The organism is Paenibacillus sp. S25 (assembly GCF_019454085.1).
In the GTDB taxonomy this organism is placed as follows: Bacteria; Bacillota; Bacilli; order Paenibacillales; family Paenibacillaceae; genus Paenibacillus; species Paenibacillus polymyxa_B.
Genome location: NZ_CP073683.1, coordinates 3,043,595 through 3,058,501, shown reverse-complemented (window position 1 = coordinate 3,058,501; position 14,907 = coordinate 3,043,595). Strand labels below are relative to the sequence as shown.

Annotated in this window: 15 protein-coding genes; 14 read left to right on the top strand and 1 reads right to left on the bottom strand. The window is 45.9% G+C overall.

Translation table 11 applies throughout. The features are described from left to right. Positions 1–31 precede the first annotated feature (31 nt). The 8 genes from KAI37_RS13070 (at position 32) to KAI37_RS13035 (ending at position 6,789) form a co-directional block, all read left to right on the top strand. Positions 32–214: a hypothetical protein gene (locus tag KAI37_RS13070; RefSeq protein WP_025720704.1), complete on the top strand. Its 183-nt coding sequence runs from the start codon at positions 32–34 to the stop codon at positions 212–214. Between the two features lie 188 nt (positions 215–402). Further along, positions 403–798: a DUF2500 domain-containing protein gene (locus tag KAI37_RS13065; RefSeq protein ID WP_013371386.1), complete on the top strand. Its 396-nt coding sequence runs from the start codon at positions 403–405 to the stop codon at positions 796–798. 134 nt (positions 799–932) lie between these two features. After that, positions 933–1,676, top strand: a complete 744-nt coding sequence (locus KAI37_RS13060) for an SDR family NAD(P)-dependent oxidoreductase (protein ID WP_220029566.1) — start codon at positions 933–935, stop codon at positions 1,674–1,676. 125 nt (positions 1,677–1,801) lie between these two features. Next, on the top strand, positions 1,802–2,224 hold the full coding sequence (locus tag KAI37_RS13055; RefSeq protein ID WP_220029565.1) for a cell wall hydrolase: 423 nt from the start codon (positions 1,802–1,804) through the stop codon (positions 2,222–2,224). 56 nt (positions 2,225–2,280) lie between these two features. After that, positions 2,281–2,736 carry a spore coat protein GerQ gene (gene gerQ / locus KAI37_RS13050; RefSeq protein WP_023988884.1) on the top strand — a complete coding sequence of 152 codons (456 nt, stop codon included), beginning with the start codon at positions 2,281–2,283 and terminating at the stop codon, positions 2,734–2,736. A 388-nt stretch (positions 2,737–3,124) separates the two neighbouring features. Beyond that, positions 3,125–4,426 carry a hemolysin family protein gene (locus tag KAI37_RS13045; RefSeq protein ID WP_179085934.1) on the top strand — a complete coding sequence of 434 codons (1,302 nt, stop codon included), beginning with the start codon at positions 3,125–3,127 and terminating at the stop codon, positions 4,424–4,426. 200 nt (positions 4,427–4,626) lie between these two features. Further along, complete coding sequence (gene bioB / locus KAI37_RS13040; protein WP_220029564.1) at positions 4,627–5,634, top strand: biotin synthase BioB; 1,008 nt, start codon at positions 4,627–4,629, stop codon at positions 5,632–5,634. A 36-nt stretch (positions 5,635–5,670) separates the two neighbouring features. Then, positions 5,671–6,789, top strand: a complete 1,119-nt coding sequence (locus tag KAI37_RS13035; RefSeq protein ID WP_220029563.1) for a glycerol dehydrogenase — start codon at positions 5,671–5,673, stop codon at positions 6,787–6,789. A gap of 248 nt (positions 6,790–7,037) precedes the next feature. Here KAI37_RS13035 and KAI37_RS13030 read toward each other — a convergent pair whose 3' ends face one another. Then, entirely contained in the window at positions 7,038–8,270 is a 1,233-nt protein-coding gene (locus KAI37_RS13030; protein WP_025722749.1) for an aminopeptidase, read from the bottom strand. 162 nt (positions 8,271–8,432) lie between these two features. Here KAI37_RS13030 and KAI37_RS13025 point away from each other — a divergent pair, with 162 nt between their 5' ends. The 6 genes from KAI37_RS13025 to fumC all read left to right on the top strand — a co-directional run bounded on the left by KAI37_RS13025 (position 8,433) and on the right by fumC (position 14,873). Next, positions 8,433–8,729 carry a hypothetical protein gene (locus KAI37_RS13025; protein ID WP_076293652.1) on the top strand — a complete coding sequence of 99 codons (297 nt, stop codon included), beginning with the start codon at positions 8,433–8,435 and terminating at the stop codon, positions 8,727–8,729. Positions 8,730–8,855: 126 nt separating this feature from the next. Further along, the gene (locus KAI37_RS13020; protein ID WP_220029562.1) at positions 8,856–9,659 is read left to right on the top strand and encodes an MBL fold metallo-hydrolase; all 804 of its coding nucleotides are present in this window, start codon (positions 8,856–8,858) and stop codon (positions 9,657–9,659) included. A gap of 137 nt (positions 9,660–9,796) precedes the next feature. Continuing rightward, the gene (locus tag KAI37_RS13015; protein ID WP_013310435.1) at positions 9,797–10,816 is read left to right on the top strand and encodes an aldose 1-epimerase; all 1,020 of its coding nucleotides are present in this window, start codon (positions 9,797–9,799) and stop codon (positions 10,814–10,816) included. A 154-nt stretch (positions 10,817–10,970) separates the two neighbouring features. Next, positions 10,971–11,672, top strand: a complete 702-nt coding sequence (locus KAI37_RS13010; protein WP_023988876.1) for a FadR/GntR family transcriptional regulator — start codon at positions 10,971–10,973, stop codon at positions 11,670–11,672. A 102-nt stretch (positions 11,673–11,774) separates the two neighbouring features. After that, positions 11,775–13,319 (top strand): 2-isopropylmalate synthase, encoded by a 1,545-nt coding sequence (locus KAI37_RS13005; RefSeq protein WP_220029561.1) that lies wholly within the window; start codon positions 11,775–11,777, stop codon positions 13,317–13,319. Positions 13,320–13,484: 165 nt separating this feature from the next. After that, a complete protein-coding gene (fumC, locus tag KAI37_RS13000; RefSeq protein ID WP_071640977.1) occupies positions 13,485–14,873 on the top strand; it encodes a class II fumarate hydratase in 1,389 nt (462 codons plus the stop codon). Positions 14,874–14,907: the final 34 nt, after the last annotated feature.

Below are 14,907 nucleotides of genomic sequence, written 5' to 3'. Positions count from 1 at the left end.
AAACCTGTAAACAACGATAGGAGTGATAATCATGAGAGCGAATCAGGATCATATGTTAACCCAATACTACCTTCAATTTTGTTATACTTGCCAGGATGCCTATGGTTGCACGACTGAAGAGGACTGCAAGCAGTGTGCAGAGCGTTATGCTGAAGACGAAGATCATGAAGTTCTGGATGAAACACAACGTTATCTCCAGCTTGTACATGTGTAAATCGATGCATCATTCTGATATCGCCATATCTTGAGCCTCCCGGATTATTCCGTGGGGGCTCTTGGCGTTCTTGAGAGTTGCTATCAAATTTGGGCAGGAACATACATATACTGTTATAGAAAGCTTAGGTCAGGTCAGGATGCCCGGTAGTTTCCCTGTGGAATGCCTGGCGGAGAGGAGTGCGGTGCATGGGTTTTGAGTCATTATGGATGTTCGATTGGCTGGGCACGGTACTGCCCGTATTTTTCGTTGTCGTGTTGGGTATTGTCGTGTTGTCTGCAGGCAGGGAAGTCATGGAATGGAGTCGGAATAAAAGGCAGCCTGTATTGACGGTCGGTTCCCGAATTACAGCCAGAAGGACACATCTCCAACAGAGGCGGCAGGAGGAACAAGGGACTCGTACCTATACTTTCTATTACGTAACCTTCGAGGTGGAAAGTGGCGACCGGATGGAGTTTAAGGTATCTGGGGAAGAATATGGTCAATGCGCTGAAGGGGATGAGGGACGGCTTACTTTTCAGGGTACAAGGTATATCGGGTTTCAGCGTCTTAATCGCTATAGCTTGGAACAGGTTAAAATGTAGAATTCAGTCTAATGTTCTTGGATTCATTTACAGCCTTCTGCGAGAAACCAGGGTAGGGGGCTGTAGATGTTTCTTGTACAGCACATTTTGGTACATATATACTAGAACAGAGTAGTTCAGAGGAGGAATGATTTGTGTCATTTGAGGGACAAGTTGTTATTGTAACAGGAGCGGCGCATGGCATCGGGAAAGACGTCGCTTTTGCCTACGCTGCTCAGGGTGCCCATGTTGTATTTGCGGACCACAATGAGGAAGAGGGTGCCGCAGCCGCTGCAGCAGCCCGTAACGAGGGCTATCAGGCCATTTTTATTCCTTGTGATGTGCGGAAGGAAGAAGATATTGTAGCGCTAATCCGTGCCACGGAAGAAGAATACGGTACGATTCATACGCTAATTAACAACGCTGGCGTGTCCAAATGGAAATCTCCATATGAGTTAACGATAGCAGAATGGGATGACATTTTGAATACAAACGTACGCAGCTGTTTTATTGCCACTAGGGAAGCGGCTAAGGTAATGAAACGAAACGTAGAAGGTGGCTCTGTGGTCAATATGACCTCTACACGAGCTTTCATGTCAGAGCCGGATACAGAAGCCTACGCGGCATCCAAAGGAGCCATTGCGGCCCTTACACACGCGATGGCTATATCGCTAGGAAAGGACGGAATTCAGGTCAATTGCATCAGTCCAGGGTGGATTGAAACCGGGGATTATGAGCAACTGCGTGCAGAAGACCATCAACAGCATCCGTCTGGGCGAGTAGGAACCCCTAAAGACATCGCACGGGCCTGTCTGTATTTGACACAACCCGGCAATGATTTTGTAACAGGCACGAATTTGGTAGTAGATGGTGGCATGACACGTAAAATGATTTATTAGCCATAATAAAAGCCTAAATGAGTAGTCCCAATCTTGGGGCTATTTTTTTGTTTTCTGGACTGTCACCCATTGGGCATTTGTACCATACGATAGGGTATGTGATGGAGAAGCGAGGAGGGGACGCGGTGGCTGTAATCAAGACCAACTCAGAGGATGTAAGGACCCTGGCCCGGCTCATGCGGGCTGAGGCCGAAGGCGAAGGAGAGCAGGGAATGCTCATGGTCGGTAATGTTGGGGTGAACCGGATTTTATCCAATTGCCTGGATTTCCAGGGCATACGTATGATGAATGACATGGTGTTTCAAAGCCCCGGCGGGTTTGAGGCTACTCAGAAGGGGTATTTTTATCAGAGGGCCCGTGATCGGGACATTCGACTTGCCCAGCGTGTAATCAATGGGGAGAAAATACGTCCGGCATCCAATGCATTATGGTTTTTCAGACCTGCCGGAGACTGTCCGGGCACTTGGTATAGCCAGACCAATACCGGACGTTTTAAAGCCCACTGCTTTTTTAGCCCAACTGTACAGGATTGTCCTAATGTATATTAGACAATTTACAGAATGGCTTGAAGGATTAAATTAAAACCATTTTAGGAGGAATTTACATGATTTCACAGCAAGCTTACCGTCCCGTATCTTATGCTTCCGGCAATGGATATCCCGAATGGCCAAGAGGGATGACTCCAATCGGAACCATGCAGCCTATGACTGGCTTTCCACCTCAAGTAAGTAGTGGCAGCCCTATGACACCAACGGGTACCGTAGTGCAAGTTCAGACTCCGCAATACGAGCAATCATACATCGAAAATATTTTACGCTTGAACTTAGGAAAAACGGGAACTTTTTATATGACCTATGAAAATAACCGGGAATGGAATGCGAAAATATTCAAAGGTATTCTGGAAGCAGCAGGTCGGGACCACATTATTATTAGTGATCCGGCGACGGGCAAACGGACCATTCTACTGATGCTAAACCTGGACTATGCAACATTTGATGAACCATTGTTGTACCAATATCCCGGCGTCATCGGGAACCCGGGTGCATCCCCGGTTCGCTGATGCCTTCATATATATGAGTCTACATCCTCTGCCAGACGGCAGGGGATGTATTTTGTTTATAATCTTTCTCAAATATAGTAGCTTTCTTGGTGGTAAGCGGCGAAAACGAGAGCTTTATGACCTAAATGATAGGGGGGCTCTTTTTTCTGACATTGCTTGTGGTTTGACTGTATAGAGTATAGTTATATAATTAAATATAAGCTGATGAATGATCTAATCATTTATGCGGAATATGGCTTTGGAAGCCGGAAGGAGTGAATGTGTTGGGAAGTTGACGCTGCTTATGATGTGTTATCGTTCTGTCTATGATGAAACTATCCGAAGGAGGTGCGCCTGTCTGCCGTAATGACGGCTGATGGGGAGCATATTGAGTGACCCTTTACCGAGTATGTTTAACTTATTTATTGTTTTTGCATTAGTACTATTGAATGGTTTTTTTGTATCTGCGGAATTTGCCATGGTGAAGGTCAGAGGCAGCCGTATTGAAACATTGGTGGAAGCGGGCAATAAAAAGGCCGTGTACGCCGCCAATATGTTACACAACTTGGACGCTTATTTGTCTGCCTGCCAGTTGGGTATTACACTAGCATCGTTGGGACTAGGATGGATCGGAGAGCCGGCCATCGCACATTTGATCGAACCTGTATTTACAGCCGCCGGATTAGGAGCGGTATATGTGCACGGTACTGCCGTGGTTATTGCATTTATTGTCATTACGATTCTGCATATTGTGTTGGGTGAATTGGCGCCCAAAACGATAGCTATTCGTAAATCTGAGACCATTACGCTGTATTCAGCCATGCTGATGACTTGGTTTTACAAGTTGATGTATCCATTCATATGGGCGTTGAATGGAATGGCGAACAGCCTGCTGCGTTTATTCCGTCTGGAGCCGGTATCTGAAAATGACGATTCCGCGCATACCGGAGATGAAATACGCATTCTGATGAAAGAAAGCAATAAGAGCGGACTAATTGATAATACGGAATTGGCGCTTGTTGATAATATATTTGATTTTACCGACACGACCGCCAGGGAAATCATGATTCCGCGAACTGAGATGATCTGCTTATACAGTAATGAGTCCACAGAAGAAAATCTCGCGATTGCGACGGAAAGCATGAGAACCCGTTATCCAATCTGCGCCGAAGATAAGGACCATATTATCGGCTTTATCCATATTAAGGACCTTCTACGGGCGAACACACTGGATACCCGTACGATGATTCGACCGATTCTTGCTGTCCCTGAATCTACGCAAATTAGTGATCTGCTCAAACGCATGCAGCGTAGCAAGACGCAAATCGCAATTTTGATTGATGAATATGGCGGTACATCGGGTATGGTAACACTGGAAGATATTATGGAAGAAATCGTTGGTGAAATTCAGGATGAGTTCGATCAGGAACGTCCGAGTTGTGAGCAGATTAATGACGAGGAATTTTCCATTGACGGCATGTTATTAATTGATGAAGTGAACGATCGCTTTGGACTGGATCTTGATCATGAGGATTATGATACGGTAGGGGGCTGGCTATACTCACATGTCGAGGTTATTCCCCCACAACCTGGCCAGTCTGTAGTGTTTGAGGGATGTATGTTCACGGTAGAAGAAGTTGAAAACAAGCGGATTTCACGTATTCGGCTGATAAAACAGCCTATCATCGTGGAAGAAGCAGGAGTCTCATAACGGAATAAATCTAGAGAGCGACCTTGAACGATGTGGGGTCGCTTTTTATTTTGTCTTCTTTACAGAATGGACATGAATTGATATGATGTTTGTGTGATTGTCAACCTAATTATATCATATTAGGTTGACAATAAAAAACTTCCTCTACGCTGAAAATCTTTTCCATTTACATGATCATTAAATTTTGGGAGGCAAGAAGTATGAATTTACTAAACAAGGTTATAGAATGGGACTCGTTGGCTGAAAAAGCAATACATGGCAGTCGTGTATCGCTGGAAGAAGGCATAGCGGTACTGGAAGCCGACGATGAGGAATTATTACCGATTATGCAAGCTTCATTTCGGGTGCGGCATCATTTTTATGAAAAAAAAGTAAAGCTCAACATGATCCTCAATGCCAAAAGTGGTCTATGCCCGGAGGATTGCGGTTATTGCTCACAATCTATCGTATCCACGGCGCCTGTGAGCAAGTATAGTATGTTGGACAAGGAATCACTGTTGGCTGGAGCTAGGGAAGCCGTAGCGCGGAGAGCAGGGACTTATTGCATCGTAGCTTCCGGCAAAGGTCCAACAGATCGAGAACTGGATCAGGTGATTGAGGCAGTACAAGAAATTAATAGCACGATGTCGCTCAAAATTTGCGCCTGCTTGGGGATTCTCAAGGGAGATCAGGCACGGCGGTTGGCAGAGGCTGGGGTACATCGATACAATCATAATTTAAATACAAGTAAGGCCAACTATCCCTCGATTACAACCACACATACATACGATCAACGCGTCGAAACTGTGAAAATGGCTCAATCTCACGGAATGTCTCCATGCTCTGGCGTTATTATCGGGATGGGGGAAACGAATGAGGAAATCGCTCAAATGGCTTATGCTTTACGCGAGTTAGATGCTGATTCTATTCCAGTTAACTTCTTGAATCCAGTCCCGGGAACCCCGTTGGAGGGAGCAAAGCGCATATCACCTATCCAAGCTTTGAAGGTGCTGGCACTGTTCCGCTTCATCTGTCCATCCAAAGAAATACGCGTTGCAGGTGGACGAGAGTTGAATTTACGCTCGTTACAACCGCTATGCCTGTATGCAGCGAATTCAATTTTTGTAGGAGATTATTTAACGACAGAAGGCCAAGAGGTCACATTTGATCATCAAATGATTGAAGATCTTGGTTTCGAAATTGAGATGTGTGCCCTTTCAGCCGTATAATAGAAATTGTACAAACTTGGAAGGGAGAGTTAAACGATGAGCGAAAAAGTATTTATTAGTCCAGGTAAATATGTGCAAGGGAAAAATGTGATTGATAAAACAGGTGAGTATGTTAAGCCATTAGGTCATACTGCCTTGGTTATTGCGGACAAGCTGGTTTGGGAGATTGCAGCCGACCGCGTGGTAAAAAGTCTGGAACAGGCTGATATTACGGCGGTTAAAATTGAGTTTCAAGGGGAAGTATCCAAAAATGAAGTCAACCGTATTGCGGATCAGGGACGAAGCGCCCAGGTCGACATTGTCATTGGTGTAGGTGGTGGTAAAACACTGGATACTGCCAAAGCCGTTAATGAACTACTCGGTTCCTCGGTTGTGATTATTCCAACAACCGCTTCTACAGATGCACCCACCAGTGCACTATCCGTTTTGTACACCGATGAGGGTGCATTTGATACGTATTCCTTTTTCAGTAAAAATCCGAGCTTGATTCTGGTGGACACGAAAGTTATTTCTCAAGCACCGCCTTTGTTCCTCTCCTCAGGCATTGCGGATGCTATGGCGACGTGGATTGAAGCCCGTGCGGTCATTGAAGCTCGCGCAACGACAATGGCTGGTGGTTTGCCAACCTTGGCGGCAGAAGCCATTGCGTCCAAGTGTGAGGAAGTTCTTTTCGATTACGGACTGCAGGCTTACGAATCCGTGAAACGCAAAGTCGTCACACCTGCGCTTGAAGCGGTAGTGGAAGCCAATACGTTGCTAAGCGGTTTGGGCTTTGAAAGCGGCGGTTTGGCAGGCGCACATGCGATTCACAATGGTTTTACCGTTCTGGAAGGAGACATTCATCACCTAACACATGGTCAGAAGGTAGCTTTTGGCACCTTAGTCCAGCTTGCTTTGGAAAAAAGACCTTTGTCCGAGGTGGAGCGGTATATTGACTTTTATCTAAAACTCGATCTGCCTGTCACGCTGGAAGACATTAAGCTCCAGGAAGCTTCCCGAGAGGATTTGTACCGGGTAGCTCAGGCTGCTACCAAAGAAGGCGAAACTGCTCACAATCTACCATTTGCTGTCACAGCGGATGATGTGCTTGATGCGATTTTAGCGGCTGACCAGTATTCACTTGCCTACAAGGCTAAAATTGGACATAGAAACTAACCCGATACAAAATAAAGTAGAATCAAGGGTCGCTGATCAGCGGCCTTTTTCCCATTATTTAACTTGCAGCTTATGTTATGATTTTATGGTACATAATCAGGAAATTACGGGAGTATATCTATGACTCCCCAAAAATTTGAGAGAGGTTTAGCGATGGCAAAATGGAATGTAAAATAGATCTAACATAGCCTATAGGATGAAGCAAGAAGGCTCTCACGCATGAAGCGGTGAGAGCCTTTTTTGCCTTGTTAGATCGCCCAATTTCCTTTACGGAAGATAGGTTCCTCAGTACCGTCCTCGGTAACGCCGTTGATGTCCATTTCACCTGATCCAATCATAAAGTCGACGTGTGTCAGACTGGAATTCAGGCCGTTGGCAGCCAACTGCTCTTGAGTCATATCCTTGCCGCCTTTAAGGTTAAATGCATAAGCATTACCGATGGCCAAATGGTTAGAGGCATTTTCATCAAACAACGTATTGTAAAATAAAATATTTTTATCAGAGATAGGTGACTTATGAGGTACGAGAGCAACCTCACCCAGATAGTGTGAACCTTCATCCATTTCTACGAGATGCTGAAGAGTTTCCAAACCGGTCTCTGCCTGTACATCAACAATACGTCCATTTTCAAAAGTCAGTGAAAAGTTGTCGATGATATTTCCGCTGTAGCTAAGTGGCTTGGTGCTGCTGACCTTACCGTTCACTCCCGTTTTGAGCGGAGCTGTAAACACTTCCTCGGTAGGCATATTGGCTACAAAAGTATGTCCCTGTTGGTTGACGCTTTCAGCTGCTACCCACAGATGATCTTTTGCCAATTCGATGGTGAGGTCTGTGCCTGGAGCCAGATAATGCAGCTTTTTATAGCGTTTGGCATTTAAAATATCAGATTTGCTGGAGAGGGTTTTCAAATGCTCTTTCCACGCCTCCACGGGGTTATCCAGATCCACACGCACGGTGCTGAAAATGGCATCCCACAGTTTATCCATTTGCTCTGAAGCTGGCAGATCAGGGAATACTTTGGCAGCCCATTCTGCAGAAGGGTAAGCAATCAGAGACCAACTGAATTTGTCGGCCATTTGATATTCACGGTATTGACGTAATTCATGTGACCGCACGCGCTGGGCAGCAGTAATTCGACTGGACGGAATTCCTTTAAGCAAATCCGGATTTTCTGCAATGACATGGAGTACAGCTGCACCATTTTCGACCTCTTCAGTCATTTCGGCTGCGTACCATTTGGGAGCAATATTAAAAGTTTCATCAGGAGCTAGTTCATACTGTAATCGAGTAATGGTTTCATCACTCCATTTTACTGTAACCAGCTTGGCTCCGGCAGTATACGCTGATTTGACAATAAGTCTCACGAGTTCGGCGGACAAAATTGGTGCATGCACGATGAGTGTCTGCCCAGGATGAACATTGGCGCCGACCCGAACGGCTAGCTCGGCATATTTTTGCAATTTTTGTTGAAAATCTGACATGTAACTTTCCTCCATTTCACGAAAAGCCTTAAACAAGGCTTGGGTAACTTGCACAGTTTTTTTGCAAATTCGACACATAGCTTATATATTGTACAATGTAACGAAAAGGTTCACAAATCAGTTTTGGTACTATTTAGTGAAAATGAAAGGGCGGATAGATGAATGACAGAGCAAAATTCACCTCAGGAAGTGAAAGAAGTACATATTCAACAAGCACAAATGACAAGAGATGAGAATGGTGCTTATCTGGGCCAAGTGGTATTTGGAGTAGATGGGCAGAGTTCTATATATGAAATCACGTTCCATAGTAAAAGGGGAAAGGAGTGGGATTACAGCCTCCATTTTGCGGGAGAGCCACGGGTAGAGGAAGAGATGCTGCAAATGGATAGCTGGATCGAAGAGAACGATGATTTGTTCGACTATTTGCTAGATACGGCATGGAGCAAATTACCCGAGTAATGTAAACATGGTCTATTTTCGTGACAAGCGGATTATATTAAGCAGTGTCCGCATAATCTGCTGACATGGGGGAAGCCTAAAGGTCGATATTAACAGGAAATTCCATGTGAATAGGAGGGTGAAGCTTTGGCAAATCATCTGTTCACCGAAGGAATGACGGCAAATGAAGAGGCTGCTCCCGATCTCCTGAGCTTACGGACGTTGTTTGTAAATATGTGTTTTATTGGGGAGCCGGGAAGCCGATCCTGGGTGCTGGTGGATACGGGGATGACAGGATTTACAGACTCGATTATACGCCTGGCAGAGGAACGGTTCGCTGGCCCTCCGATCGCTATTGTGCTTACTCATGGTCATTTTGATCATGTAGGTTCGGTTATTGAGCTGGTACAGCATTGGGGTACTCCTGTTTATGCACATCCTTTGGAATTACCTTATTTGACGGGAATGAAGGATTATCAAAAACCTGACCCTAGTGTAGGGGGAGGTTTAATGTCGGGCATTTCCTTCTTATACCCCAATGATGCTATAGATCTCGATGATCGCATCACATCCCTGCCCCATGATGGCAGTGTCCCCGGTGCCCCTGGTTGGAAATGGCTGCATACGCCAGGACATACACCTGGTCATGTATCGCTTTTTCATGAGCGAAGAAGGTTAATGGTGGCCGGTGACGCTTTTATTACGGTGAAACAGGAATCGGCACTGGCCGTTCTTTTACAGGAAAAAGAAATACATGGGCCTCCTGCGTATTTTACAACAGATTGGCGAGCTGCGCAGCGTTCGGTGGAAATGCTGGCCAAGTTAAAGCCTGAGATTGCAGTTACAGGACATGGTCATTACATGCATGGTGCTGAGCTGACAGATCAGCTGGAGCGACTGGCGGGAGATTTTGAGCACATGGCTGTACCCAAACAGGGACGTTATGTGTAGTGATGTGTGAAGGACGATGCCTTGCGGGGCATCGTTTTTTTTGTGGACGTGGAATTTTTTTGCTCAGCATGGTATAGTCAAGCCAAAAGCTAAACGCTTTCATTAAACATCGTCATTTCATCAAGGAGGATTTTTTGATGACACAACAACATGCTGCAATTGGTGATCTTTATTATGGAATACCGGCGATTCGTCTTAAATTTGGACGATATGAAGCGGTTGCCCTGCCGGGAAACGGCGCAAATCTGATTTCTTTTCGTGACAATGAAACGGGATATTCTTTTCTGCGTGAGCCAGATGCTGAGAGCATAGAGGCTTTTAAGCAAAGCCCGTCCGTTTACGGAATTCCTTTCCTGTTCCCTCCGAATCGGTATGAGGATGGAAAATTCCTGTGGAATGGTGTTACATATGAGCTGCCGATAAATGAAGAGGCGACCCACAACCATCTGCACGGCTTTTTACACACTGTTCGGTGGGAGGTTGAGGACTACGGTTCCGGGGAGCAAGGTAGCTATGTGGTAATGAATCAGCATGTAAGGGAAGGACATCCCATGTTCCGCTATTTACCCTTCACCTTTACCATGAAGTTAACGTACAGCCTGGACGAATTTGGCCTGCATCAGCGTTATGTGATCCATAACGAGGGCGATCAACCGATCCCCAACTTATTTGCCTTTCACACCGCGATTCGCGTTCCGTTCGTACCCGATAGCTCGCCTGAGGATTACAAGATTAAGGTCACAATCGGTGAGCGTCGTGAGCTGACGGAACGGTTGTTGGCCACAGGCCAGTTCCAGCCTTTATCTCCGGAAGAGGAACTGCTGAAGACGACGGGAGTTAGTCCTTATTTTGCCTCTATGGATAATCATTACACGGCAGCTCCGCAAAATGGACGCAACTACATGGAACTGACACACAGTAAGACAGGGGCTACCCTCGTATACGATGTAGGTACAGCTTATAAGCATTGGATGATCTGGAATAACAAAGCGAACAAGGAATTCATTTGTCCTGAGCCGCAAATGAACATGATCAATGCACCGAATCGTCCGGACCTACCAGCGGAGGAGATCGGATTGATTGCACTGGCTCCAGGCCATATTTTTGAGGCAACCAGCCGTTTGTATTGTATTACACCTAATAAATCGAAATCCTAGCTTTTAATTTATCCTTATAAGCCTGTATCGTGTCCAACGGTGCAGGCTTTATTTGGGTATGTAAAGCACAGGTAAGGGCCAATGGGGAAGGAGGAAGAAAAAGGTTGCAGAATGCCAAGCAGTCATAGTATGATACGAAACAGGAGATGATCAGATGAATTTTCCTTTTCAAGCCGTCAAACGCAAGCAAATCGCCGATGAAGTAGCTGAACAACTGCAACGAAAAATTGCTGCTGGTGAATGGAATGTGGGGACAAAGATTCCAACCGAGCCTGAGCTCATGAAGCTATTCGGAGTCGGGCGATCTACAGTGCGTGAAGCGGTTAGCGTTCTGGTACATGCCGGTCTATTAGAGAAAAAGCAAGGACACGGAACTTTTGTCTGCCAACCGACGACTTCTCAAGAACCATTGGATTACCGTCTAAGCCGTGCTGAAATTATTGAAGTTTATGAAGTGCGGAGTGTGTTGGAACTAGAGATTGCCAGATTGGCTGCATTACGTCGTAATGACGAGGATTTACACTTAATGCGTGCGGCGCTGGACCGTCGTGCTGCAACTTTGGCCGCTGGAGATTTGTCTGGGTACTTAGATGCGGATATCACTTTTCACTTGGCTGTTGCCGGAGCTACACGCAATAAGGTGCTTACAGACGTATATGGCAGCTTTGTAGAGGCCATTCGCAAGGCGTTGAACAATCTCATTACCGATCCAGCGATGCAAAATCATTTTACTTTGCAGCATGAAAAAATATATGAAGCAATCCGGGATCAGGATGGCAAGGCTGCCGAGCTGTATAGCATTCAACATTTGGACGGCACCAAGCTGGAGCTGCAAAAGCATATGGGAAGTTCATAAATTTTTTTACTCTTAAACATCAGATGATCAGACGAATGATAAAACGAATTTTAAGCCTTCTACTCGAACATCTCCTAAAATCAATCCAAAGGTGGTATCTGTATGCGTAAAATATGGGTGTTGGACACAACGTTAAGAGATGGAGAGCAATCACCAGGAGTTAGCTTAACCAGCACAGAAAAGGTGGAAATTGCTCTTCAGCTGCAAAAGTTAGGCGTAGATCGGATTGAGACTGGCTTTCCAGCAACCTCGCCTGGTGAGATTATCAGCATGCAGGAGATTGCCAAACAGGTTACCCAAGCAACATTGGTTGGTTTTGCACGCTCGAAGGAACAGGATATTGACGCAGTCAGAGAGGCGCTACAAGGAGCTGAGGATGCCTGTCTTCATTTGTTCCTGGCTACCTCACCCATTCACCGCCAATATAAGCTGCGAATGGATAAAGCGAAAGTATTAGAGACCGCTGCTGCTGCCATTCGTTATGGACGCAAGTATTTCAGCAAGGTAGAATTTTCAGCAGAGGACGCCAGTCGTACCGAGCTGGACTTTATTTGTGAGGTCGTGGATATGGCGATTCGTGCTGGTGCGACAGTCGTCAACTTACCAGATACGGTGGGATACGCCTCGCCGGATCAGTTCGGTGAAATGTTTAGAATTGTAAAACAACAAGTGCCCGGTATCGAAAAAATACAACTTAGCACACATTGTCATGATGATCTTGGTATGGCAACAGCTAACACGCTGGCGGCTATCCGTAATGGTGTAGACCAATTTGAAGGCACCATCAATGGCATCGGTGAGCGAGCCGGAAATACACCTATCGAGGAAGTTGCACTGGCCCTTGACACTAGAACCGAGCTCTATGGTGCACAAACGAGTCTGGTTTTGGAGGAGCTGTATGCCACCAGTCGCCTGGTGAGCAAACGTACAGGGATGTCGGTACCGGGAAACAAGGCCATTGTTGGAGCCAATGCGTTTGCGCACGAGTCTGGTATACATCAGGACGGAATGCTTAAAGAGCGTACAACGTATGAGATCGTGTCCCCTGAGCGTATTGGTCTGAAGACAAGTAAACTTGTATTGGGCAAGCACTCGGGTCGACATGCATTTAAAGAAAAACTGGCGGACATGGGGTTTGAAGCTTTGACGGAGGAACAACTGCAAGAGGCGTTCCGCAAATTCAAGGCCTTGACGGATAAGAAAAAACAGGTGTTGGATGAAGATTTGCTCGTCCTGATGGATGAAAGCCGCAATGCCTCACCTCAAATTTACACACTGGATTCCATTCAGGTGTCTTACGGCAATCAGTCGGTTCCAGTCGCATCCATTCGGTTGGGTAAACAAGATGGGACAGCAATTGATGAAGTAGCAATGGGTAACGGTTCTGTAGATGCGATTTTCCATGCTATAGACAAGGCCAGTGGTGAAGAGGTGGAGTTGGAGGATTATTCGATCCAATCTGTAACATATGGCAAAGATGCGTTGGGGGAAGTACACGCCATTTTGAGGCAAGGTGAGTACACAGCACTGGGGAGAGGCACAAGTACTGATATTTTGGAAGCTAGCGCCAAAGCTTACATCGATGCGCTGAACAAGCTACTGGGCAGAAAAGAAGTCCATGGCAAAAGAAATATCACCATTAGCTGAACTTAGTGACCCAGGATAGTAGCTGAAATCTCCTTTTGCCTCCTCTGGCCTCATCGTAAAAAAGCGCTTGCAAAATAAATGATAACATTTGAAATTTAATGTATAATAGGCAAGAGAGATCACCATATTTTGTCTGAATTACATAGGCCAAGAGGAGGAAATGAGTTGAACTACCGCATCGAAAAGGATACGTTGGGCGAAATCAAAGTACCGGCAGACCGTCTGTGGGGAGCGCAAACACAGCGCAGCAAGGAAAATTTCCCGATTGGTTCGGAGAAAATGCCATTAGAGGTCATACAGGCGTTCGCGGTGCTTAAAAAGAGCGCGGCGATCAGTAACTATAAGCTGGGTAAGTTATCACAGGAGAAGCAGGATGCCATTATTTATGCAGCGGACGAAATTCTCGCAGGGCGGGTTGATGACCATTTCCCATTGGTTGTATGGCAGACAGGGAGCGGTACGCAGTCCAATATGAATGTGAATGAAGTGATTGCTCATCTGGGAAGCCAATGGTTACAAGAGCAGGGAAAAGATACGAAGCTGCACCCCAATGACGATGTGAACATGTCGCAAAGCTCAAACGATACGTTTCCTACAGCGCTTCATGTAGCGGGTGTCATTGCAGTGGAGGACCGTTTGTTGCCTGCCATCGATAAGCTGAAAGAGACTTTTCAACAGAAGTCAGAGCAATTCAAGGATATTATAAAAATTGGACGAACCCATTTACAAGATGCGACACCGCTTACGCTGGGCCAGGAAATAAGTGGCTGGTATGCCATGCTGGACAAGAGCAAGCGAATTATCATCGACACGGTGCAATATATGAAGGAGCTGGCGATTGGCGGTACAGCGGTGGGAACAGGAATTAATGCTCATCCAGAGTTTGGCTCCCGAACCTCTGCGGAAATTTCCAGTTTCACTGGCAAAACGTTCACTTCCGCACCCAATAAATTTCATGCATTGACCAGCCACGATGAAGTGGTGGCCGTACATGGAGCAGTCAAAGCGCTCGCTGCCGATTTGATGAAAATCGCCAATGATGTTCGTTGGCTGGCAAGTGGTCCGCGTAGCGGCTTGGGGGAAATTACGATCCCTGCTAACGAGCCAGGTAGCTCCATTATGCCCGGTAAGGTGAATCCGACCCAGAGCGAAGCACTGACGATGGTCGTTACGCAAGTAATGGGTAATGATGCAGCTATCGGCTTTGCTGCGAGTCAGGGTAATTTTGAACTGAACGTGTTTAAGCCAGTAATCATATACAATTTTTTACAGTCTGTTCATCTGCTGGCCGATTCCATTATTGCTTTTAATGACAACTGTGCGATCGGCATTGAGCCTGATCTCGCTAAAATTGAGCACAATTTGAATAATTCGCTGATGCTGGTGACAGCATTGAATCCACATATCGGATATGAAAATGCCGCTAAAATCGCCAAACTTGCACATGCAGAAGGACTGTCTCTAAAAGAAGCGGCTCTCCGCAGCGGACTGTTGACTGAAGAACAGTTCGATCAATATGTTGTACCTGCGCATATGATTCATCCTAAAGCCTAAAGCACGACGATGTCTCTGCTTAACCTTATAAAAA

Bases quoted from the DNA above. Each gene is read 5' to 3' on its own strand.
- KAI37_RS13070 (WP_025720704.1), top strand. From the start codon at position 32: ATGAGAGCGAATCAGGATCATATGTTAACCCAATACTACCTTCAATTT.
- KAI37_RS13065 (WP_013371386.1), top strand. From the start codon at position 403: ATGGGTTTTGAGTCATTATGGATGTTCGATTGGCTGGGCACGGTACTG.
- gerQ (WP_023988884.1), top strand. From the start codon at position 2,281: ATGATTTCACAGCAAGCTTACCGTCCCGTATCTTATGCTTCCGGCAAT.
- KAI37_RS13045 (WP_179085934.1), top strand. From the start codon at position 3,125: ATGTTTAACTTATTTATTGTTTTTGCATTAGTACTATTGAATGGTTTT.
- bioB (WP_220029564.1), top strand. From the start codon at position 4,627: ATGAATTTACTAAACAAGGTTATAGAATGGGACTCGTTGGCTGAAAAA.
- KAI37_RS13035 (WP_220029563.1), top strand. From the start codon at position 5,671: ATGAGCGAAAAAGTATTTATTAGTCCAGGTAAATATGTGCAAGGGAAA.
- KAI37_RS13030 (WP_025722749.1), bottom strand. From the start codon at position 8,270: ATGTCAGATTTTCAACAAAAATTGCAAAAATATGCCGAGCTAGCCGTT.
- KAI37_RS13025 (WP_076293652.1), top strand. From the start codon at position 8,433: ATGACAGAGCAAAATTCACCTCAGGAAGTGAAAGAAGTACATATTCAA.
- KAI37_RS13015 (WP_013310435.1), top strand. From the start codon at position 9,797: ATGACACAACAACATGCTGCAATTGGTGATCTTTATTATGGAATACCG.
- KAI37_RS13010 (WP_023988876.1), top strand. From the start codon at position 10,971: ATGAATTTTCCTTTTCAAGCCGTCAAACGCAAGCAAATCGCCGATGAA.
- KAI37_RS13005 (WP_220029561.1), top strand. From the start codon at position 11,775: ATGCGTAAAATATGGGTGTTGGACACAACGTTAAGAGATGGAGAGCAA.